This window comes from Pseudomonas sp. AP19 (assembly GCF_001728855.1).
GTDB classification, from domain to species: Bacteria; Pseudomonadota; Gammaproteobacteria; order Pseudomonadales; family Pseudomonadaceae; genus Aquipseudomonas; species Aquipseudomonas fluorescens.
Genome location: NZ_LXJP01000029.1, coordinates 18,004 through 41,132, shown reverse-complemented (window position 1 = coordinate 41,132; position 23,129 = coordinate 18,004). Strand labels below are relative to the sequence as shown.

The following is a 23,129-nucleotide window of genomic DNA, read 5'->3' as shown; positions in this document are numbered from 1 at the left end:
GCGATTGCGCTAGAGGTTGGTTGTCTGCCGTGTGTCAGTGGGATTCCCGCTGGCCCATGGCAGGCTCCCAGCCTCAAGTTTTATCTGGATACACGTTTTACCCTGGACCAGGCTCGGGCCGATTCCCGACATTGCCCAAGAATTTCGCAAGAAGACAAGTTCCCCAAGAGCCACAAAGAAGGTAGGACACCGTGAACCCGGTTATCAAAAAATTCCAGTTCGGTCAGTCGACCGTTACCCTCGAGACAGGCCGTATCGCCCGTCAAGCTTCCGGCGCAGTGCTGGTCACCGTTGATGACGACGTTACCGTACTGGTGACTGTTGTTGGCGCCAAGCACGCGGACCCAAGCAAGGGCTTCTTCCCTCTGTCCGTTCACTACCAGGAAAAGACTTACGCTGCCGGTAAGATCCCTGGCGGTTTCTTCAAGCGCGAAGGCCGTCCTTCCGAGAAAGAAACCCTGACTTCCCGACTGATCGACCGTCCGATCCGTCCGCTGTTCCCAGAAGGCTTCATGAACGAAGTGCAGGTTGTCTGCACCGTCGTTTCCACCAGCAAGAAGACCGATCCGGACATCGCTGCGATGATCGGTACCTCGGCTGCCCTGGCCATTTCCGGTATTCCTTTCGATGGTCCAATCGGCGCTGCCCGTGTTGCGTTCCACGAAAGCACCGGCTACCTGCTGAACCCGACTTACGAACAACAGAAAGCTTCGAGCCTGGACATGGTCGTTGCCGGTACTTCGGAAGCTGTGTTGATGGTTGAATCGGAAGCCAAAGAGCTGACCGAAGACCAGATGCTGGGCGCGGTACTGTTTGCTCACGACGAGTTCCAGGTTGTAATCAACGCTGTTAAAGAACTCGCTGCTGAAGCCGCCAAGCCAACCTGGACCTGGGCTCCACAAGCTGAAGCGACTGAACTGCTGGGCGCTATCCGCTCCGAGTTCGGCGCAGCGATCTCCGATGCCTACACCATCACCGTCAAGGCCGACCGTTATGCTCGCCTGGGCGAGCTGAAGGATCAGGTTGTGGCCAAGCTGTCCGGTGAAGAAGGCCAGCCTTCCTCCAGCGACGTCAAAGCTGCATTCGGTGAAATCGAATACCGCACCGTTCGCGAAAACATCGTTAACGGCAAGCCACGTATCGACGGCCGCGACACCCGCACCGTACGTCCGCTGAACATCGAAGTGGGTGTTCTGCCGAAGACTCACGGTTCGGCGCTCTTCACCCGCGGTGAAACTCAGGCTCTGGTCGTCGCAACCCTGGGTACTGCCCGTGACGCACAGTTGCTGGACACCCTGGAAGGCGAGAAAAAAGACCCGTTCATGCTGCACTACAACTTCCCTCCGTTCTCGGTTGGTGAGTGTGGTCGCATGGGTGGTGCTGGTCGTCGCGAAATCGGTCACGGCCGTCTGGCTCGTCGTTCGATTGCAGCCATGCTGCCTGCTGCTGACGTGTTCCCTTACACCATCCGTGTTGTGTCGGAAATCACTGAGTCCAACGGCTCCAGCTCCATGGCTTCGGTCTGTGGTGCTTCCCTGGCGTTGATGGATGCTGGTGTCCCGATGAAGGCACCGGTTGCCGGTATCGCCATGGGTCTGGTTAAAGAAGGCGAGAAGTTCGCCATCCTGACCGACATCCTGGGCGACGAAGACCACCTGGGCGACATGGACTTCAAAGTAGCCGGTACCGCCAAAGGTGTTACCGCGCTGCAGATGGACATCAAGATCAAGGGCATCACCGAAGAAATCATGGAAATCGCTCTGGGCCAAGCCCTGGAAGCGCGCCTGAACATCCTCGGTCAGATGAACCAGATCATTGGTCAGTCCCGTACCGAACTGTCGGAAAATGCTCCGACCATGATCGCGATGAAAATCGACACCGACAAAATCCGTGATGTTATCGGTAAAGGCGGCGCGACCATTCGTGCGATCTGTGAAGAGACCAAGGCTTCGATCGACATCGAAGACGACGGCTCGATCAAGATCTTCGGCGAAACCAAGGAAGCTGCAGAAGCTGCACGTCAGCGCGTTCTGGGTATCACCGCTGAGGCCGAGATCGGCAAGATCTACGTCGGTAAAGTTGAGCGCATCGTCGACTTCGGCGCATTCGTCAACATCCTGCCGGGCAAAGACGGTCTGGTTCACATCTCCATGCTGAGCGACGCTCGTGTTGAGAAAGTGACCGACATTCTGAAAGAAGGCCAGGAAGTGGAAGTGTTGGTACTGGACGTGGATAACCGCGGCCGTATCAAGCTGTCCATCAAGGACGTAGCAGCAGCCAAGGCTTCGGGCGTTTAATTACCCCTTTGCTCTAAGCTGAAAAAGGACTCTTCGGAGTCCTTTTTTTATGCGCGCAGGAAAATGTCGGGAAATCAGTCGCTTAGTTAATTCAAAAAAGCCGCAACTTGCACGCAGGCACGATCAGTTTCATGCAACTTGCACGATTCCGCGAATCGGCTGTTTTTTTAAGTTATTGTTTTATAAGGAAAATATCCGGTTGCAGGACTTGGCACAGTGCCTGCAATAACCCTGTTAACGCTGCAGCATCAACGTTCACACACTGCAGACTTTCAATAAAACAGGAGTTACTCGTATGAAGAAGTTCGCTCTCGCTACTGCTACCGCTCTGACCCTGGCCATGGGTGCTAACGTGGCCTTTGCTCAGACTTCCCAAGCGCCAATGACCCTGGCCGCTGGCGAAATGACCAAAGCCAAAGAGTCCACCTCGGACACTTGGATCACCACCAAAGTCAAAGCCGATCTGCTGACTGAAAAAGGTATTCCTGGCTCGGACATCAAGGTAGAAACCAACAAAGGTGTGGTTTCCCTGTCCTCGACAGTCGCCATTTCTGATGCTCAGAAAGCCACTGCTGTAGCGATCACCAAGAAAATCAAAGGCGTTACTGCCGTGTCCGCTGACGGCCTGATGGCGGGTGGCGCGACTAAAGCAGATAACGTCGACAAAACCAAAAGCGCCGCTGCTGGCGCAAAAGAGACCACCTCGGACACCTGGATCACCACCAAAGTGAAAGCTGACCTGGTTACCGAGAAAGGCATTCCTGGCACCGACATCAAAGTCGAAACCAATAAGGGTGTAGTGTCCCTGTCTTCGTCGGCCGCAGTGACTGAAGCTCAGAAAACCACCGCAGTGAATATCGCCAAGCAAATCAAAGGCGTTAAAGCTGTATCGGCTGATGGCCTGAAAGCAGAGTAACGCTCAACTTTTCGCCTGAACTGGGCGGCGGCGGCTCAGGGTGAGCTAGATATCCACCCGGTGCACCTCTTGAGTTCATGCGACCGACCACACGGATGTGGTCATTACAGGCCCCGGCACTTGTGTCGGGGCCTGTTCTATTGTGGGCTGGAATAAAACCAGCCCGACAAACATGAACGTGGGAGCTGGCTTGCCCGCGATGCAGGCACCTCGGTCGTTCAGTTGAACCGAGGTGATGCTATCGCAGGCAAGCCAGCTCCCACATTCGGATGATGTCGCTCAGGCGTTACTCGGCATCCAGATGCATCGGCGTTACCACACGACCATCCTTCTCTGCCTGCCCCAGGTTGGCGTCAATGAAGTAAACCCGGTCATCTTCCAGTTTACCCTTGTCCACCAAGTAGTCCTTGATGGTGCTGGCCCGGTCCTGGCCCAACTGGCGCAGCAGCACGTCACTGGCGCTCCAGAACTTGATCAAGCCATCCTTGAGCTTCGCAGTGCGATCATCGCTGCTCAGGTCCTTCCATTCTGCCGGTGGCTGTTGTTTCAGGCGAGTACGGTAGATGCCTTCGAGCAACGGTGCTTTTTCTTTCTCCGGTACAACCAGCAGCGAGGCCTGGGCTGGAACCTTGTCACCACGGCGCTGCAGGATCTTGTAGTAGTTGTACTGGTATTCACGCTCCAGACGTTCTGCGGCCAGGAATGGCCCATCGCTGCTGGCAGCCGCCGTGCCTTCGATTTCCAGGCGCAGGGTAGGGCGCTCTTTCAGCGCCTTGGCCAGGGTATTCAGGGCGCCTTCGGCGTCTTTGTTCAACTCACTGGAACCGGCGGCGAACGACACATTACCCAGGTCTTCCGAGCCGCCACCGCTTACCAGCCCGCCGATAAACTTGAACGGCGCCGTTGCCGCGCGTACGACCAGGTTGCGCAGGGTCTGCCACACAATCGGCATCACGCTGAATTGCGGGTTATTCAGGTCGCCAGTTACCGGCAGTTCGATGGAGATCTTGCCGTCAGAGTCCTTGAGCAGGGCGATTGCCAGGCGAATCGGCAAGTCCACGGCGTCGGCACTGTCGACCTTCTCACCCAATTGCAGCTGTTCGACCACCACCTTGTTTTCGGCCTTCAATTGGCCTTTGGTGATGACATAGTGCAGGTCGAGGTTGAGGCGGCCCTTGCGGATGCGAAAGCCCGCGAACTTGCCGGAGTACGGCGTCAATGTCGTGAGTTCAACGCGTTTGAAGCTGGTGGCGATATCCAGCGCCGCCATCGGGTCAAATGGGTTGACGCTGCCCTTGATGGTCACCGGGGCGTAGCGATCTACCTTACCGTTGATGTCGACGCTCGCCGGTTTGGCCTGGCGGCTGTCAATGGTGCCAATCTTCCCGTTGAGTTGTTGAATGGCAGTGGCAAAGTTGGGCGTGAGGCTGAAGTCGGCGAAGTTGGCCGAGCCATCATTGATCGCAACCTGCCCAATGTGAATGCCCAGTGGCTTCTCTTTGCTGGCCGCCGGCTTGGCTGCCGTCTTGTTGCCAGTGTCGGCCGGTTGCGGGATCAGCAAGTCATCGATGTTGGTGGTGCGGTCATCGTTGATCATGAAACGTGCGTAAGGCTGCAGCAGGTTGACCTTGTCGATCGACAGGCTATCGCCGTGCTGATAGTTCACGCCCTCCAGCATCAGGCGCTGCCATTTGACGAAGTCGCGGTTCTTGAGGGTGTCCAGGGTATGTAATTGATCGACCTGGGCACTGCCGGTGACCTGAAAGGCCAGTGGGTCCGTGTTTTTCAGGTTTACATCCAGATTGCTGCCCAACATGCCGCTGCGCAGTTCCAGGCGAATAAACGGGCTGATATAGGATTGGGCAACCCGCAGGTCGATATCCTGAGTATTCACTTTCAGTTTGGCGCTGACCGGGCTGAGGTTGACCTCGCCGACCGCCTGGATCTTGCCTTGCTTGCCCAGCCCGGTGTCGACTTTCAGGTTAAAGGGCTTCTGGTTGAGGCTGTCGAAGTTCTGCACATCGACATTCAACGGGCCCAGTTCCAGGGCGACTGCAGGTTTGGCCTGACGGTCAGCCAGGTGTACCTGATAGTTACGCAGTTGCACGTCTTTGAGCAGCACTTGCCAGGGTTTGCTGGGGGCTGCCGGTGCAGCTTTTGGCGAGTCGGCAGTGGCGGGCGCAGTGGCGGGTTCCGGTGCCTTGGCCGGTTTGCTCGGTTGGCTGGCAAACAGCTTTTGCCAATCCAGTTGCCCGTCGGCTTCGCGGGCCGCCCAGGTTTCCAGCTTGTTGCTGCGAATCTTGCCGACAATCACTTGCTGCTTGGCCAGGTCGACAGTGGTGTCGCTGACATCCAGGCGCTCCAGTCGCACCAATGGCCGGCCATCCGGTGCCTTGATGGCAAAGGGCGCGATGCTGGCGGACGTGTTGGTCAGGTTCAGCTCGGTTTCTTTGGCCAGGCTGAACTTGTAGTGGGTGCTGAAATTCAGCACACCGTTCTCAAGCACCAATGGCAGGGCATCTCGTACATACGGCCACCAGGCTTTCATTTTACCGTCGGTGACTTTCAGCGTGCCTTCGGAAGTGATCGGCACCAGGCTGAAGTTGCCTTTCCAGTCGATTTGCCCGCCTTCAGGGCCGGCAGCCACCAGCGTCATGTCGGCATTGTCTTCCGGCAAGGTGCTGAGGTTTTTCAGCTCGAAGTCGAGTTTGTTGTAGAGGAACTCAATCGGCTCGCTCGGGCGCAGATCCTTGAAGTGCACATAACCGCCGGCCAGCTTGATGCTGTCGATACGCAGCGGGAAAGGTTTGGCATTCGGGTCGGCCGGCGTCGGCTCACTCGGCGGCAGCTTGAACAGTTGCGCCAGATTCAGTTGGCCGGACTTATCGAACAGCAGTTCGGTCTTGGGCTGGTCCAGTTGTACGTCTGCCAGGTGCAGGGCGCGCGTCCAGAGACTGTCGATCTGCAGGTTGGCGTAAAGACGCTCGAAACCCACCTGTTCCTTGCCGGGTTCGCCGATCTTCAAGCCCCACAGTGTCAGCTCCAGGCTGAACGGGTTGAGCTCGATACGTTCGATCCGCGCCGGCACCGTGGCGTAATTGGCCAGTTGCTGGTTGGCTACACGAAGGGCGATGCCCGGCAGAATCAAAAAGCCCAGCAAGCTGTACAGAGCAAGGGCAGTCAACAAGGCGCCTATGGCGCGAATCAATCCTTTGGGCATGGGTGACGCCATCTATGTCGAACGAGAGTGCCTTGGAGTATGGCACGGGATTTCGGTTCCGAAGAAGCGGGTCTATTGAGACAAGTCTTACAGCTGCAGCATCAGTGTTTTCAGGGGCGGCTGCTGGTCCTGGGACGGGAAGTCCGTCCCCGGCGTGATGATTTGCCAGTCGCGTACCGGGCGGCCGGCTTTTTCGGCGCAACGCAGCACTTGTTCACGCCAGTCATCCATGCCGACTTTTGCGAGGTTGTTGCAGCAGATCAGCACGCCATTGTCGGCGGTCGTCAGCAACGCGGGTTTGAGCAGGCTCTGGTAGTCGCGCAACAGGTCAACGGTGCCGAATGCGCTCTTGGCCCAGGCCGGAGGGTCGAGCAGTACCAGGTCATATTGGCGTTGCTCAAGGCGCGGATAGCTCGGCAGCTTTTGGCCACGCCGCTGGGTGATCGGCAAACCCGCCAGTTGGCGAATTGCCGGGAAGTAGTCGGACTGCACAAAGTCCATGGTCGGCAAGTGCGGGTTGAGCAAGCCGTTTTCGCGACCGACCGCCAGGTTGCCCTCGGCGAAGTCCAGGTTGCACACCTCGCGTGCGCCACCGGCTGCCGCGCTCAAGCCTACGCCACAGGTGTAGGCGAACAGGTTGAGTACGCTTTTGCCGGCGCTGTGGTGCTTGACCCAACCACGGGTGTTGCGCAAATCCAGGAACAGCAACGGGTCCTGCCCGGCGTGGCGCCCACGTACACGGTAATTGAGTCCCCATTCGTGACCGACCTTGTCTTCCAGGGCTGCGGGTTCGGCGCGGTATACCGTGTCTTCGCGGTCGATTCGCGAGTTGCCACGGGAACGGTCGTTGTACACCAGCTGCAATTCCAGGCCCATGAACTGATTGACCTGTTGGTACAGGTCCAGCAGTTCCTCGGTGTGCAGGGACTGATGGAAGCTTTGCACCAGCAGTTGCGGGCCATAACGGTCGATGGTCAGGCCACCGGCGCCTTCCTGGCTGCCATGGAACAGCCGGTAGCAGTCGGTGCCCTGGGCATGCAGCTCGTTGATCAGGTCTTGGCGGTGGTCGAGGGCGGCGCGCAGCGCCTGATTCAAGGGAGTCATGGAGCGCGCCTTGCTGTAAATGGGGGCGCGGAGTTTAACAGCTATAGGCGCTGGCCTACATCAACCCCATCCGCCGATGGGCGCGTTGTACCGAACCATTGCGCATCGCCCAACGCAGCAACGGCGCGCTGCGCTTGACCCCGGCGCGGATCATCTGGCGTTGCAGCGGGCTCTGGTGTTGTTCGAGCATCGTGCTGGCCCAGTCCGGCAGCAGGTCGATCCCTGCTTGCATCATCAAACTGCCAAAGGGTTTGGCCAATGTGCTGGGGGCGGGTGCATTGACCAATAGGCGCAGCACTTCGCGGCTACGCTCGTCGCACAGCAATTGCGGACGAATGCGCGCCAGATAATCCGAAATTTCCTGCCGTGAGCGCGGAACATGTCGCGCGCCAAGCCTTTTGGCGACCAAAGCGATTTCGCTGTAGTAGCGATCCTGATCCCGCCCGCTGAGGTGCGGGTTTCGATAACGCAGGTGCGCCGCGAGGAAGTTGCTGACTTCCGCCACATGCACCCAGGTCAGCAGCTCTGGGTCGCTGGCCGCATAGGCTCGGCCGTCCGGAGCGTGCCCGACCACTTGCAGGTGGATGGTGCGCACTTTCTCAATCAGCCATTCGGCGTCCTTGCGCGAACCGAACGTGGTGCCGGAAATAAACTGTGAGGTCCGCCGCAAGCGTCCGAGCATGTCCTGGCGAAAGTTGGAGTGGTCCCACACACCGGCCAGGGCCAGCGGGTGCAAGGCTTGCAGCATCAACGCGCTGATGCCGCCGATGAGCATGCTGCTGAAGTCGCCATGGACTTGCCAGCTGACCGAGTCCGGTCCGAACAGGCCTGGGTCGCCCTTGGGGTTTTCCAGGTCCAACTGGCCCAGTGAAAGACCGGTGAGGCTCATCAGCTGGGTTTCGATGCGGCTGCGGATAAATTCCATGGCGACGCGGGGGTTCCTATCGATTCAGGCGTTTGTCGATCAGACCGTCTACGACACTGGGGTCAGCCAGGGTTGAGGTGTCGCCGAGGCTGTCCAGTTCGTTGCAGGCAATTTTGCGCAAAATCCGTCGCATGATCTTGCCGGAACGGGTTTTCGGCAAGGCGGGTGCCCATTGGATCAGGTCCGGCTTGGCAAAGCTGCCGATTTCCTGGCTGACCAAATCAAGCAGGTGCTTTTTCAGCGCGTCGTTGGGCTCGACCCCATTCATGGGGGTGACAAAGGCGTAAATCCCTTGGCCTTTAACGTCGTGGGGGTAGCCGACCACGGCGGCTTCGGCCACTTGGTCATGCAGCACCAGCGCGCTTTCCACTTCGGCGGTGCCGATACGGTGGCCGGACACGTTAATAACATCATCAATGCGCCCGGTGATCCAGTAGTCACCGTCCTCATCGCGCCGTGCGCCGTCGCCGGTGAAGTAGTAGCCGGGGTAGGGTTTGAAATAGGTGTCGATCATGCGCTGCGGGTCGCCGTAGATGCTGCGGATTTGCCCAGGCCAACTGGCTTTGATGGCAAGTACGCCACTGCCGGCGCCGCTCAATTCCTTGCCTTGTTCGTCGAGCAACACAGGCTGTACGCCAAACATCGGCTGGGTTGCGCAACCCGGTTTGATCCGTTGGGCGCTGACCAGCGGGCTGAGCATGATGCCGCCGGTTTCGGTCTGCCACCAGGTGTCGACGATCGGGCAACGCTGCTCGCCCACGGCGTTGAAATACCAGTCCCAGGCTTCCGGGTTTATCGGCTCGCCGACGCTGCCCAACAGGCGCAGGCTGGCGCGCGAGGTGCTCTCCAGTGGGCCGTGGCCCTCACGCATCAGGGCGCGCAGTGCGGTGGGCGCGGTGTAGAAGATATTGACGTTGTGCTTGTCGATCACCTGCCAGAAACGCGAGCTGCTCGGGTAGCTCGGCACGCCTTCGAATATCAGCGAAGTGGCGCCATTGGCCAGCGGGCCGTAGACGATATAGCTGTGGCCGGTGACCCAGCCTACATCGGCGGTGCACCAGAATACTTCGCCGTCGCGATAATCCAGCACGTACTTGAAGGTCATCGCGGCTTGCAGCAGGTAGCCGCCCGTGGTGTGCAACACGCCCTTGGGTTTGCCGGTGCTGCCGGAGGTGTAGAGGATGAACAGCGGGTCTTCGGCGTCCATTGGCTCCGGCGGGCAGTCGTCGCTGGCGGCCTCCAGGGCCTGTTGATACTTGAGGTCGCGGTCTTTTACCCAGGTAATGTCCGCACCGGTGCGCTGCACCACGACTACCGTGCTGACGTTCGGGCAACTGGCCAGGGCCTTGTCGACATTTTTTTTCAAGGCCACCGGCTTGCCACCGCGTACACCTTCGTCAGCGGTGATGACCGTGCGGCAGTCGGCATCGAGAATGCGATCGCGCAAGGCGTCCGGCGAGAACCCGCCAAACACCACCGAATGCACGGCGCCAATGCGTGTGCAGGCGAGCATTGCGTAGGCGGCTTCCGGGATCATCGGCATGTAGATGCACACCCGGTCGCCTTTCTTCACGCCACGACTTTTCAGCACATTGGCCAAGCGGCTGACGTTTTGGTGGAGTTGGCGGTAGGTGATTTTGGAAGACGTTGCAGGATCGTCGCCTTCCCAGATGAACGCTGGCTGGTCAGCGCGTTGCGCCAGGTGACGGTCGATGCAGTTGTAGCTGACGTTCAGTTGGCCGCCGGCAAACCATTGGGCTGCGCCGGTGTTGATGTCCGAGTGTTGAACGGTATGCCACGGGGTCATCCAGTGGAGAAAGCGCTTGGCCTGTTCGGCCCAGAAGATCTCGGGTTGCTCGATCGATTGGCGATAGAGGCGTTGGTAGTCTTCTTGATTAAGCTGCGCCGCCCGGCGCACGGCATCGGCGGTGGGGAATGTGCTGATATCGAACATGAGCGGTCCTTATTCTTGTTTTCGGGACAAGTCATAAAGATGCACGCACTGAGGGGAGGGTTCAAGGCCAACGTCCAAACGGACGTTGGCCTCGCGATACCTGGATCAGCCGCGGTGACGACCGCGGAAGTAGTTGATCAGGCCTTGGGTCGAAGCATCCTCGGCCGAGGTTTCTTCGGCGCCGGTCAGACGGTTGTACACGCCTTTGCCCAGCTCTTTGCCCAGCTCCACGCCCCATTGGTCGAAGGCGTTGATGCCCCAGATCACGCTCTGCACGAACACTTTGTGTTCATACATGGCCACCAGTGCGCCGAGGCGACGCGGGCTGATGCGTTCGACCACGAGGGTGTTGCTCGGGCGGTTGCCCGGGATCACCTTGTGCGGGGCCAGCTTCTGCACTTCATCTTCCGCAATGCCCTTCTCGCGCAGTTCGGCTTCGGCTTCACTGCGTGTCTTGCCGAGCATCAATGCCTGGCTTTGCGACAGGCAGTTGGCGAACAGCCACTGGTGGTGGTCGGACACTGGGTTGAAGCTGACGATCGGCACGATAAAGTCGGCCGGAATCAGTTGGGTCCCTTGGTGCAGCAACTGGTGGTAAGCGTGCTGACCGTTGCAACCGACGCCGCCCCAGATAACCGGGCCGGTGTCGGTGGACACTGGCGTGCCGTCCTGGCGCACGCTCTTGCCGTTGGATTCCATGTCCAGCTGTTGCAAGTGCTTGGTGATGTTACGCAGGTAGTGGTCGTACGGCAGGATCGCGTGGCTCTGCGCACCCCAGAAGTTGCCGTACCACACGCCCAGCAGACCCAGCAGCACCGGCATGTTGGCTTCGAACGGAGCATTCTGGAAATGCTGGTCCATGGTGTAGGCACCAGACAGCAGTTCCTTGAAGTTGGACATGCCAATGGCCAGGGCAATTGGCAAGCCAATGGCGGACCACAGCGAGTAACGGCCACCGACCCAGTCCCACATCGGGAAAATGTTTTCTTCGCGGATACCGAAAGCGACCGCCGCCGCGTTGTTGCTCGATACGGCGATGAAGTGGCGGTACAGCTCGGCTTCGGAACCGCCCTGGGCCAGGTACCAGGCGCGTGCCGCCTGGGCGTTTTTGAGGGTTTCCAGGGTGTTGAAGGACTTCGACGAGACGATAAACAGCGTGGTCTCGGCGCGCAGCTTCTGGGTCAGTTCGTGGAACTCACTGCCGTCGATGTTTGCCAGGTAATGGCAACGCACGCCTTTGTGGGCGTAGGACAGCAGCGCCTCGGAGACCAGCTCCGGGCCCAGGAACGAGCCACCGATACCGATGTTCACCACGTCAGTGATCGGCTTTTCGGTGTAGCCACGCCACAGGCCATCGTGGATACGGCCGACGAGGTCGGTGATCTGGTTCAGCACCTTGTGCACATCCGGCATGATGTTCACGCCATTGACCGACAGCTTGTCGCCGACTGGGCGGCGCAGGGCGGTGTGCAGGGCCGGGCGGCCTTCGGAGGAGTTAACCGGTTCGCCGGCATACAGCGCTTCGATCGCGCCTTTAAGGTCGACTTCCTTGGCCAGGGCCACCAGCAGGTCACGGGTTTCGCTGGTGATCAGGTTTTTCGAGTAATCGAGGAACAGCCCGCAGCTGCTCAAGGTGAATTGGGAGAAGCGCTGGGGATCGGCATCAAACGCTTCGCGCATGCTGAAATCCTGCATGGCGAGGCGGTGTTGGTTGAGCGCTTGCCAAGCGGGCAGAGCGGTAACGTCATGAGGAGTGCGGTAGTACGCCATCGCTGCGGGTTTCCTTTTTATTACGGGGACTTGCCTTTAGGACACTTCTAAATCCGGAACGTCCAGTCTTTCATAAGGCGTTGAGCTCCGGTCAGCGCCAACTATGGCGCAGGGCGATTACATTAAACCTAGCGTGTCGATATGTCTTGGCTTTGTCTGCGCTGTAGCCGGTACTTTTTTATACCGGCACAGCAGGGAGGGCAACTGTTTAGCGGTTTTTCAGGGGGAAAGGCCGGGTTGGTCAGGCCAGATTCAAGTGCAAGTTATCGATCAGGCGCGTAGCGCCCAAATACGCGGCTACCAGGATCACGACATCACGGTCTTCAGGCGTGGCGGCACGCAGGTGCACGCCTTGGCGCACTTCCAGGTAATCCAGGCGCAAACCGGCCGCTTCGATGTGCTGGATCTGCTCGGTGCGCAGCTTGGCGAAATCGTGGTCACCGCCCTTGATGGCGGCAGCGATCTGGCTGAGGCTGCGGTACAGCACGGGCGCGATGGCGCGTTGTTCTTCGGTGAGGTAACCGTTGCGCGATGACAGCGCGAGGCCGTCGGCGGCACGTACGGTTGGCTCGCCGATGATCTGGATCGGCATGTTCAGGTCATGGACCATGGCGCGAATAACCGCCAGTTGCTGGTAATCCTTCTGGCCAAACACGGCCATGTCCGGCTGGACCATGTTGAACAATTTGCTGACCACCGTGGCCACACCTTCGAAATGCCCTGGGCGACTGGCGCCGCAGAGGCCTTCGGACAGCTGCGGGACACTCACGCGGGTCTGGCCGGTCATGCCGCCGGGGTACATTTCTTCGACGGTCGGCGCGAACAGCAGGTTGCAACCGGCTTGCAGCAGCTTTTCCTGGTCGGCAGCCAGTGTGCGCGGGTATTTGTCCAGGTCTTCGCCGGCACCGAACTGCAGCGGGTTGACGAAAATGCTCGCCACCACGAAGTCCGATTGCTGCGCGGCCTTGGTCACCAGAGTGGCGTGGCCGCTGTGCAGGTTGCCCATGGTGGGCACAAAGCCAATGCGCTTGCCGGCACTGCGCGCGTGAGCGACGGCGGCGCGCAGCTCTCGTACTGTTTTAACGGTGTTCATGCAGAGAATCCGTGTTCGACGCCTGGGAAAGAAACGGCTTTGACTTCGTCCACGTAAGCGCTCAATGCTGCCTGGATGCTGTCCTGGCCGGCCATAAAGTTTTTCACGAACTTCGGCGCACGGCCGGTCAACGACAGGCCGAGCATGTCGTGCATCACCAGCACCTGGCCGTCGGTGGCGGAACCTGCGCCAATGCCGATCACCGGCACTTTGACGGCCTGGGTGATTTCCGCCGCCAGTTCGCTCGGCACGCACTCCAGCAGAATCATCGCCGCACCTGCTTGTTCCAGGGCGATGGCGTCCGCACGCATCTGGCGCGCCTGGGCTTCATTGCGACCTTGTACTTTATAGCCGCCAAGCAGGTTGACCGACTGCGGGGTCAGGCCCATGTGCACACACACGGGTACGCCGCGCTCAGCCAGCAGTCGGATCGACTCGGCGAGCCATACGGCGCCTTCCACTTTGATCATGTGCGCACCGGCTTGCATCAGTTTGCCGGCGTTTTGAAAGGTCTGCTCGACCGTGGCGTAACTCATGAACGGCAGGTCGGCGATGATGAAGGCGCCGTCGTTACCGCGTTTCACGCTGGCGGTGTGGTAGGCGAGTTCATCGGTGGTGACGGGCAGGGTGCTGTCATTCCCTTGAAGAACCATGCCCAGGGAGTCACCCACCAGTAGCACCTCGACGCCGGCCTGGCAGCAGGCCTGGGCGAAGGTGGCGTCGTAGCAGGTCAGCATGGTGATTTTTTCACCTTTGAGCTTCAGGCTCTGCAAGGTGGTCAGGGTAATGTCTGGCATGAAAAGGGTCCTCGTTCAGGCGCTTGGAAACAGCGAGTAACGCGCGTGAGTCTTCGTTTATACAGGCGCACTGTCTTGAGAGCAGTGCTTATAAGGCCTGGATTGCGCCCTTTAGCGCCGGGTCGGCGGCAGCGGGACGCCTATAGTCGTGATGAGGACACGGGAAGTCAATTGGATGTGTTACCGCATTGTTACGAGTGCGGTGTTACCGCTGTTACTGACGCGATTCAGCAGGTTGAACGCCGCTTGGCGTCACGCCGGCGATCAAGTGTGGGCGCTGGCTTGCCGGCGCTGCAGACGACTCGGCACATCCGCCACACCGCGTTGATGCGATCGCAGGCAAGCCAGCTGCTCCCACAGGGATCGCATCAAGCAGTCGGGAGGCGTTCCAGGCCGACGAACGGGCAGGCTGCCAGCAGTTCGCTGAGCGTTTGGCCGTTTGGCAGTTGCAGGTGGGTGGGGGCCAGTTCGGCCAGCGGGTACAACACGAACGCCCGCAGGTGCATCTGGTAATGGGGGACCTTGAGGCGCGGTTCATCGATCAGGCGATCGCCGAACAACAGGATATCCAGATCCAGGGTGCGTGGGCCCCAGCGTTCAAGGCGCTCGCGGCCCTGGTCGTTTTCGATGGCTTGCAACGCATCGAGCATCTCCAAGGGCGCGAGGCAGCTGTCCAGGGCGGCGACCGCATTGGTGTAGCGCGGTTGGCCCGGGAGCAGAGAGTCACTTTGATAAAACGCCGATACGCCGGCGACGCTGGTGCCTGGCAATAACGCTAACGCCTCTACGGCGCTGCGCAATTGTTGGTCCGGGGCCGCGAGATTGCTGCCCATGCCGATGTAGATACGGTCCACGTTTATTCGCCTGTGGCGCCCGATGCATCGACGGCGCTGCGTTTGCGCTTGCCACCACTGCGGCGACGCTTCTTCGGGCCTTCGCCGGCGCCATCGCCTTTGCTGCCGAGGTCACGAATCATGTCGCGACGCTGGCTGTCATTGGCATCCTGGTAGTCAGTCCACCATTCGCCCAGGCCGTCGGTCTGCTCCCCCGCGCTTTCGCGCAGCAACAGGAAGTCGTAGCCGGCGCGGAACCGCGGATTGTCCAGCAGCAGATCGGCGCGTTTGCCGCTGCGGCGCGGCAGGCGTTCCTGCATGTCCCAGATCTCGCGGATCGGCATGGTGAAGCGTTTTGGAATCGCGATGCGCTGGCACTGCTCGGCAATCAGTTCGTGCGCGGCTTCCTGCATGGCCGGGATCGGCGGCATGCCACGGTCTTGCAGGCGCAGGACGCGTTTGGGCAGGGCCGGCCATAACAAGGCGGCAAACAGGAACGCCGGGGTCACCGGTTTGTTCTGCTTGATGCGCAGGTCGGTGTTGATCAACGCCTCGCTGATCAGGGTGTGGGTGTACGTCGGGTTGTATTCCAGAGCCTCGGCGCTCGCCGGGAACAACGGATCGAACAACTGCAGGTCGACGAGCATTTCAAACGTGTCGGCGGCATAGCCCGACAGGAACAGCTTGAGCACTTCTTCAAACAGACGTGCCGACGGAATCTCACGCAACATCGGCGCCAGCTCGCGAATCGGCGCGGCGGTGTGTTTTTCGATGCCGAAGTTCAGCTTGGCGGCAAACCGTACGGCGCGCAGCATGCGTACCGGGTCTTCCTGGTAGCGCTGCGTCGGGTCGCCGATCAAGCGGATCAGGTTGTTGCGAATGTCGTGTACGCCATTGGCGTAATCCAGAATGCGCTCGCTGACCGGGTCGTAATACAGCGCATTGATGGTGAAGTCGCGGCGTTGCGCATCTTCTTCCAGGGTGCCGTACACGTTGTCGCGCAGGATGCGTCCGCTTTCGTTGCGGGAAGATTGGTTAGTGTCTTCCTCTTCATCGTTTTGCGGATGGCCTGCGCGGAAGGTCGCGACCTCGATGATTTCGCGACCAAAGTGGATGTGCACCAATTTGAAGCGGCGGCCGATGATTCGCGCGTTGCGGAATTCGGCACGCACTTGCTCCGGCGTGGCGCTGGTGGCGACGTCGAAATCCTTGGGCGTTATGTTGAGCAACATGTCGCGCACGCACCCGCCCACCAGGTAAGCCTGGTAGCCGGCGTTCTGCAAACGTTCGACGATGTTCACCGCATAACGGCTGAATTGAGCGCGCTGCAATGAATGCTGATTGCTGTTAAGCACTTCAGGCGTGCTGCGAATGTGTTGCGTACGACGCAAGGGGGAACGGAATGACTGGAACAACTTCTTCAGCATGGGATGCACTGTTTGAAGGAATGTTCGGCCATAACGAAGAATGACCGCATGATGGGCCGGGATTCTAGCATTTAGTCGAGGGATGGTGTAGGAACAAGCTGCAAGGCTTGCGCCAGAAGCTTAAAAGAAGGGTTGGCGGGTGCCAAATCGCAGAAACTACAAGGGGAGCCAAAGCTCCCCCAGAAGTAGTTGCGTGCTCTTTTTTTATTATTGATTGCGGGCTTCTTGTTTTTGTTGATCGCCCTCGCCATGAATTTTTACCTTCATGACACTCCCAATCGGGAGTCAAGAGCAAACGGATTGCTTTGGTCGCTGTGTTGCTGATCTATGATCCAACCAGTTCAGGCTCTGCCTTAGGGCAGTTTTTGTTGTTCTCGGCCTGGTTGCGGGGCAAGCCCCAAATGCAACGCCTCTCCAAAAGAATCAGTTAGCTGCGCCTCCGCCGTGTTGTTTTTGTTATGCGTGAGTCGATTCGTCTTATTTTTATTGTCTTGTACAAAGCTTGTTATTGTTTTTGTACTAAGCATATAGCAGGGTGCGTGCCAACTTTTGTGCCGCCCAGCAAAACCGGGGGGTTGAGGCGGTTTTGGCTTTTTGAAGGGCGAAAAAAAGCCGGGGCTTCGTTACCGTAAGCCCCGGCTTTTGTTACGTGAAAATTCAGCGGTAACAGTTTTTTCACATCTGAGGGTGTTACCTGTGAGGGCGCACCCTCAACTTTCGCTGGCAACCCCGGTCTTGCGCCGTGGAATGCCCAGGCGCTGGCGCCGTTCCCACAGGCACTTGCGGCTTACGCCCAGCTTGCGCGCCAGTTCGGTCTCGGTCATGTGGTCCTGATGCTCAAGGACGAAGTGCTGGAAGTAGTCTTCCAGTGACAAATCTTCAGTCGGCTCATGGCTGGTATTGCTGGCGCCGCCCTGTTGCGGGGCCAGGCCGATGAAATCGTCGTCCTCCAGGTCACTGAGCTCGATATCGATGCCCAGCAGCTCGGCGGAAATCTCCGGGCTCTCCGACAGAATCACTGCGCGCTCGACCGCATTCTCCAGCTCGCGCACGTTACCTGGCCACGAGTAGTGCCGAATCGCCTGCTCGGCGTCCGGGGCAAACTTGAGGTCGGTACGGTTGATTCGCGCGCTCTGGCGCAGCAGGAAGGCGCTGGCGATCTCGTTGACGTCGGCGCCACGCTCGCGCAGGGCCGGCAGCTTGAGTGCGATCACGTGCAGGCGGTAATACAAGTCTTCACGGAACTGGCCGATCTTGGCCAGGCTCTTCAGGTCCCGGTGGGTCGCAGCGATCAGGCGAACATCGACTTTCTGCGATTGCACCGAACCTACGCGGCGAATTTCGCCTTCCTGTAGCACGCGCAGCAAACGTGCCTGGGCTTCCAAAGGCAGTTCGCCGATTTCGTCCAGGAACAAGGTGCCGCCGTCCGCCGCTTCCACCAAACCTGCGCGCCCGGCGCTGGCGCCGGTAAACGCGCCTTTCTCGTGGCCGAACAGTTCGGACTCGATCAGGGATTCAGGGATCGCCGCGCAGTTCACCGAGATCATCGGCGCCTTGGCGCGCTTGGACAGGTTGTGCAGGGCGCGGGCGACCAGTTCTTTACCGGTGCCCGATTCGCCCTGAATCAATACATTGGAGTCGGTTGGCGCGACCTTGCGGATCTTGCTGTACAGATCCTGCATCGGAGGGCAGGAGCCGATGATGCCGATTTCGCCGTTGCTGTTGTCGACGCCTGGCTTGTCCGCGCCGTTGGCGCCTTTGCCGGCGGGGCGCTGTTCGGCCGGTGCACTGCTGGCCGACTGGCGGTCGCGCAGGATGCGGGCCACGGCCTGGAGCATTTCGTCGTGGTCGAACGGCTTGGCGATGTAGTCCACCGCACCCATCTTCATCGAGTCCACTGCCGAACGCAGGCTGGCGTAGCTGGTCATGATCAGCACGGGCGTGCCCTGGCCAAGCTTGATCAGCTCGGTCCCCGGCGCGCCCGGCAGACGCAGGTCGCTGACAATCAGGTCGAACGTGGGAATGCTGAATCGCTCTTGGGCTTCCTGCACCGAGCCGGCTTCGCTGACCTGGTACTGATTACGTTCAAGCAGGCGACGCAAGGCAGAGCGGATAATTGTTTCGTCTTCGACGATCAAAATGTGCGGCATTGATTCAATTCTCTCGACGGTCTCAGTTCACAGCGGACGTCGCTTCGACATGACGCGGCAAGGTCACCCGAATACGGGTGCCGCGTTGGCTTTCTGTGTCAGCCGGGCTGTCGATGGTGATTTGTCCATAATGCTCTTCAACGATGGAATAGACCAGTGCAAGGCCCAGACCGGTACCTTCACCTGGGTCCTTGGTGGTGAAGAAAGGTTCGAACAATCGGTCCATGATGTTCTGTGGAATACCGCTGCCTTCATCCTCCACGATCAGATCGACCGTGTGCTCGAACGCTTCGCTCTTGACGCGTACCGCGCTGTGCGGCGGGGAGGCGTCACGGGCGTTGGAAAGCAGGTTGATCAGCACCTGCGCCAAGCGTTGGGAGTCGCCGTCGACCCAGTGGTCCGGGTCGCACAGGTTGAAGAACTGTACTTCGAAATTGCGCCGGTTCAAGGCCAGCAGCCCAATGGCATCCTGCGCCACTTCGGCCAGGCACACCGCTTCGTCCAGATTCTGATGAGCGCCCGCGTGAGCAAAGCTCATCAGCGATTGCACGATGCGCGAAACGCGCTTGGTCTGCTCAAGGATCTGCCCGCTGATTTCGGTGATTTCACCGTCCTCTTCGCGCTCTTCCCGCAGGTTTTGCGCCAGGCAGGCAATACCGGTAATCGGATTGCCAATCTCGTGGGCGACACCCGCTGCCAGGCGGCCAATGCTTGCCAGGCGTTCGGAATGCACCAGTTTGTCTTCCAGCATCTGGGTTTCGGTCAGGTCTTCCACCAGCAGCACCAGGCCACTGTTGCCGGGCGCCAGTGGTTCATCAATGGCGGCTTTGTGCAGGTTGAGCCAGCGGGTCTGGCCGTCGAGCGCCAGATGCTGCTTGTGCAAGTGCTCGTCGGGCAGGTTGATAAAACCTTGCAGCAATTCTTTCCACGGGTCGGCCAGTGTATTCAGGCGCGAACCCACCACGCGCTGAGCGGCGATGCCGGTCAGCTCTTCCATGGCTTTGTTCCACATCAGGATCTCTTGATCCTTGGCCAGGGAGCACACGCCCATCGGCAGTTCCTGAAGGGTTTGACGGTGATAGCGGCGCAGGGCATCAAGTTCGGCGGCGAGACCGGTGAGGCGTGAGTGGTAATCCTCCAGCCGGCTCTCGATGAAATGGATGTCTTCGGTGACGTAGTTTTCGCCGCCGGCCTTGTAGGGCAAGAACGTTTCGACCATGTCCTGAGACACGCTCGGCCCCATCAGGCCGGACAGGTTGGCTTCGATACGGTCACGCAGCCGGCGCAGCGCATACGGGCGACGCTCGTCGAACGGCAGGTACAGATCGCGCAGCGCCTGTTCGACTTCTTTCTGTGCGGCCTTGGCGCCCAGCGGCTTGGCCAGTTGGGTGGCGAACTCCTGGGGTGAGGCGGCATGCAGTTCGCGCCGCTGCGGGCGCCGCACGTTGTCCACCGCGCAAGCTTCGGCAGCGCTGGTTTCTTCCGGGCTGGCGTTAGTGAACAGCGAGATCAGGGTGAACATCAGCACGTTGGCTGCCAGGGAGGCAATGGCCGCCATGTGCCAACTGGTGTCGTCCAGCACGTAGATCATGTTCAACAGCGGAATGTAGAAACCCTGCAGATTGCCGACCAGCGGCAGCAGCATGGTGACAATCCACACCAGGATCCCGGCCAGCAGCCCGGCGATGAAGCCACGGCGATTAGCGGTCGGCCAGTAGAGCACCGACAACACACCGGGCAGGAACTGCAAGGTGGCGACAAACGCGACGATGCCGAGGTTGGCCAGGTCTTGTCCGGCCCCCAGCAACAGGTAGAAACCATAGCCGGCCATGATGATCGCGACGATCAGCGCGCGCCGCGTCCACTTCAGCCAGCGGTAAATATTGCCTTCAGCCGGCGGCTGGTAAAGCGGTAACACCAGGTGATTGAGCGCCATGCCCGAAAGCGCGAGGGTGGTGACGATGATCAAGCCGCTGGCCGCCGATAAACCGCCGACGTAAGCCAGCAATGCCAGGGATTTGCTGTTGGCGGCAATACCGACGCCGAGGGTGAAGTATTCAGGGTTGGTGGTCGCGCCCAGCTTGAGGCCAGCCCAGAGAATCAGTGGCACCGCCAGGCTCATCAGCAGCAGGAACAACGGCAGGCCCCAGCTGGCGCTGACCAGTGAGCGCGGGTTGAGGTTCTCGGTGAACGTCATGTGGTACATGTGCGGCATCACGATTGCCGAGGCGAAGAACACCAGCAACAGCGTGCGCCACGGGCCTTCCTGCAGCGGGGTGTGCAGGGCGGCGAGGGCGGTCTGGTTTTGCAGCAACCACAGTTCCAGCTGTTGCGGGCCGTCGAATACGCCATACAGCGCATAGAGGCCGACCCCGCCGATGGCGATCAGCTTGATGACCGACTCAAACGCAATCGCAAACACCAGGCCTTCGTGTTTCTCGCGGGTGGCGATATGGCGTGAGCCAAAGAAAATCGTGAACAGCGTAATCAGCGCACAGAAGGCCAGGGCGACGCGATGCTGCACCGGCTCGCGGGTGAGGATGCTGATGGAGTCCGCCACGGCCTGGATCTGCAGGGCCAGTAGCGGCAGCACGCCGATCAGCATGAAGATCGTGGTCAGTGCGCCAGCCCAGGTGCTGCGAAAGCGGAAGGCAAACAGGTCCGCAAGGGACGACAGCTGATAAGTACGGGTGATTTTCAGGATCGGGTACAGCAGCACCGGCGCCAGCAGGAATGCGCCGGACACCCCCAGGTAGCTGGAAAGAAAGCCGTAGCCGTACTGATAGGCAAGGCCCACCGTGCCATAAAACGCCCAGGCGCTGGCGTATACGCCCAGGGACAAGGTGTACGTCAACGGATGGCGAATGATCGCCCGCGGAATCATTCCGCGCTCACTGATCCAGGCGACGCCGAACAACGCAGCCAGGTAGGCGGCGCTGATCAGCAGCATCTGGGTGAGGCTAAAGCTCATCGGCATCTTTTTGGCTCTGCAGGATGAAGGTCACGACGATCAGGATCAACCACAGTAGATAGGGGCGGTACCAGGCGCCCGTGGCGTCGATCCACCAATCCATGATGGCGGGGGAAAACAGGTAGATCCCGACGACCAGCAGCAGGACCAATCGATAGATGTACATGTTGGCCTCTGAGTAAAAAACTGCGGCGATGGTAACGGATGGCTGGGAAGCTGCAAGCGCCTTCAGCTCAATTGCGCTTCGGCCAGTGTGAGTGTGCGCGGGATCCGGTCGGCATCCCACTGCGCAATGCCCCAATCCAGCAGCTCCCGTGGGCTGGCGTGAAGCAGCTCGCTGCCGGGTTGTTGGCCGAGCGCGCGCAGGGCTCTCACTAGCAGAGGCGTAGCCTGGTCGGGTGTCAACGGCGGGGAACGGTAGGATTTGCCCAGCTTGTGACCGTCCGGCTGGATGATCAGCGGCACGTGCAGGTAGCGCGGTTGGCGCAGCCCCAAGAGTTCTTGCAGGTAAAGCTGGCGCGGTGTGGAGTCCAGCAGGTCGGCGCCGCGGACAATATCGGTAACACCTTGCCAGGCGTCGTCGAGTACCACGGCCAATTGATAGGCATACAGGCCGTCGCGGCGACGGATGACGAAATCGCCGACATCGCGCCCCAAGTGCTGTCGGAATTCGCCCTGTACGCGGTCGGTAAAGTGGTACTCCAGCTCAGGCACACGCAAGCGAATAGCCGCGTCTTGCTGATCATGCCCCGCATTTCGGCACAGCCCCGGGTAGATCCCGTGGTAGGGCTCCAGCTGTTTGCGCGAGCAGGTGCAGGCGTACGCGAGGCCGTGGTTGAACATATCGTTCAGTACTTTGGCATAGGCCTCATGCCGCTCGCTTTGTCGGACCAGTTCACCATCCCACTCGAAGCCATAGCTTTCCAGGGCATGGAGAATCGCGGCCTGGGCGCCGGGCTCCTCACGGGGTGGGTCGAGGTCTTCCATGCGCATCAGCCAGCGGCCTTGATTGGCGCGGGCATCGAGGTAGGAGGCGAGGGCGGCAACCAGTGAGCCAAAATGCAAATGGCCGCTGGGCGTGGGGGCGAAACGCCCGATATAGGTAGAGGCTGTCATGGGCCGGATACTACTGGAAAAACGGTAAATTCCAGAAACAAAAATGGGGCGTTCGCACGCCCCATTCGTTCAGCCCGGCAGAGTTACTTGCCGACCTGTTTTTCCTTGATTTCAGCCAAGGTCTTGCAGTCTACGCACAGGTCCGCAGTCGGGCGGGCTTCCAGGCGACGAATACCAATCTCGACGCCGCAGGATTCACACCAGCCGTATTCTTCGTCCTTGATCAGTTGCAGCGTCTTGTCGATCTTCTTGATCAGCTTGCGCTCGCGATCACGGGCGCGCAGTTCGAGGGCGAACTCTTCTTCCTGGCTGGCACGGTCGGCCGGGTCCGGAAAGTTGGCTGCTTCGTCCTTCATATGGTCAACGGTGCGGTCAACCTCCTGCATCAAGTCCTGTTTCCACTTGTTGAGGATTTTGGTGAAGTGCTCGCGCATGGGCTCGCCCATGTACTCCTCACCTTTCTTTTCGACGTAAGGTTCGAAGCCATTGAGGCCTTGAGTCTGCTGTTGCTTTGCTTGGGTGGACATGAATAGACCGCCTCTCACTCTTCTAATCC

At 59.6% G+C, this 23,129-nt stretch carries 16 protein-coding genes; 2 read left to right on the top strand and 14 right to left on the bottom strand.

Annotated elements, in window-relative coordinates; genetic code table 11:
• Positions 1-191: 191 nt before the first annotated feature.
• Both pnp and A7D21_RS19925 read left to right on the top strand, forming a co-directional pair.
• Positions 192-2,297: a polyribonucleotide nucleotidyltransferase gene (gene pnp, locus A7D21_RS19930; RefSeq protein WP_053258071.1), complete on the top strand. Its 2,106-nt coding sequence runs from the start codon at positions 192-194 to the stop codon at positions 2,295-2,297.
• Positions 2,298-2,592: 295 nt separating this feature from the next.
• Positions 2,593-3,213, top strand: a complete 621-nt coding sequence (locus A7D21_RS19925; protein ID WP_053258070.1) for a BON domain-containing protein — start codon at positions 2,593-2,595, stop codon at positions 3,211-3,213.
• A 286-nt stretch (positions 3,214-3,499) separates the two neighbouring features.
• Here A7D21_RS19925 and A7D21_RS19920 read toward each other — a convergent pair whose 3' ends face one another.
• From A7D21_RS19920 to dksA, 14 genes are all read right to left on the bottom strand, one after another.
• Complete coding sequence (locus A7D21_RS19920) at positions 3,500-6,433, bottom strand: DUF748 domain-containing protein (protein ID WP_053258069.1); 2,934 nt, start codon at positions 6,431-6,433, stop codon at positions 3,500-3,502.
• An 87-nt stretch (positions 6,434-6,520) separates the two neighbouring features.
• Complete coding sequence (locus tag A7D21_RS19915; protein WP_069552497.1) at positions 6,521-7,537, bottom strand: class I SAM-dependent rRNA methyltransferase; 1,017 nt, start codon at positions 7,535-7,537, stop codon at positions 6,521-6,523.
• A 55-nt stretch (positions 7,538-7,592) separates the two neighbouring features.
• On the bottom strand, positions 7,593-8,462 hold the full coding sequence (locus tag A7D21_RS19910; RefSeq protein WP_069552496.1) for an oxygenase MpaB family protein: 870 nt from the start codon (positions 8,460-8,462) through the stop codon (positions 7,593-7,595).
• Between the two features lie 16 nt (positions 8,463-8,478).
• Entirely contained in the window at positions 8,479-10,416 is a 1,938-nt protein-coding gene (gene acs, locus A7D21_RS19905; RefSeq protein WP_069552495.1) for an acetate--CoA ligase, read from the bottom strand.
• 105 nt (positions 10,417-10,521) lie between these two features.
• The gene (gene pgi, locus A7D21_RS19900) at positions 10,522-12,186 is read right to left on the bottom strand and encodes a glucose-6-phosphate isomerase (protein ID WP_069552494.1); all 1,665 of its coding nucleotides are present in this window, start codon (positions 12,184-12,186) and stop codon (positions 10,522-10,524) included.
• A 241-nt stretch (positions 12,187-12,427) separates the two neighbouring features.
• The gene (gene panC / locus A7D21_RS19895; protein ID WP_069552493.1) at positions 12,428-13,279 is read right to left on the bottom strand and encodes a pantoate--beta-alanine ligase; all 852 of its coding nucleotides are present in this window, start codon (positions 13,277-13,279) and stop codon (positions 12,428-12,430) included.
• Complete coding sequence (gene panB / locus A7D21_RS19890) at positions 13,276-14,076, bottom strand: 3-methyl-2-oxobutanoate hydroxymethyltransferase (RefSeq protein ID WP_069552492.1); 801 nt, start codon at positions 14,074-14,076, stop codon at positions 13,276-13,278. The genes panC and panB overlap by 4 nt, the downstream gene beginning before the upstream one ends.
• Positions 14,077-14,444: 368 nt before the next feature.
• Complete coding sequence (folK, locus tag A7D21_RS19885) at positions 14,445-14,930, bottom strand: 2-amino-4-hydroxy-6-hydroxymethyldihydropteridine diphosphokinase (protein ID WP_069552491.1); 486 nt, start codon at positions 14,928-14,930, stop codon at positions 14,445-14,447.
• Positions 14,931-14,932: 2 nt separating this feature from the next.
• The gene (locus A7D21_RS19880) at positions 14,933-16,336 is read right to left on the bottom strand and encodes a polynucleotide adenylyltransferase PcnB (protein WP_053258061.1); all 1,404 of its coding nucleotides are present in this window, start codon (positions 16,334-16,336) and stop codon (positions 14,933-14,935) included.
• Between the two features lie 710 nt (positions 16,337-17,046).
• Positions 17,047-18,486, bottom strand: coding sequence for a sigma-54 dependent transcriptional regulator (locus tag A7D21_RS19875; protein ID WP_053258060.1), 1,440 nt, complete (start codon positions 18,484-18,486; stop codon positions 17,047-17,049).
• A gap of 22 nt (positions 18,487-18,508) precedes the next feature.
• Complete coding sequence (locus tag A7D21_RS19870) at positions 18,509-21,463, bottom strand: sensor histidine kinase (RefSeq protein ID WP_162232033.1); 2,955 nt, start codon at positions 21,461-21,463, stop codon at positions 18,509-18,511.
• Positions 21,447-21,623, bottom strand: a complete 177-nt coding sequence (locus tag A7D21_RS35450; RefSeq protein WP_003176118.1) for a hypothetical protein — start codon at positions 21,621-21,623, stop codon at positions 21,447-21,449. Before A7D21_RS35450 ends, A7D21_RS19870 begins: the two co-directional genes overlap by 17 nt.
• A gap of 62 nt (positions 21,624-21,685) precedes the next feature.
• Positions 21,686-22,573, bottom strand: a complete 888-nt coding sequence (gene gluQRS, locus A7D21_RS19865) for a tRNA glutamyl-Q(34) synthetase GluQRS (RefSeq protein ID WP_053258058.1) — start codon at positions 22,571-22,573, stop codon at positions 21,686-21,688.
• Between the two features lie 83 nt (positions 22,574-22,656).
• Complete coding sequence (gene dksA, locus A7D21_RS19860; protein ID WP_025857127.1) at positions 22,657-23,100, bottom strand: RNA polymerase-binding protein DksA; 444 nt, start codon at positions 23,098-23,100, stop codon at positions 22,657-22,659.
• Positions 23,101-23,129 lie beyond the last annotated feature (29 nt).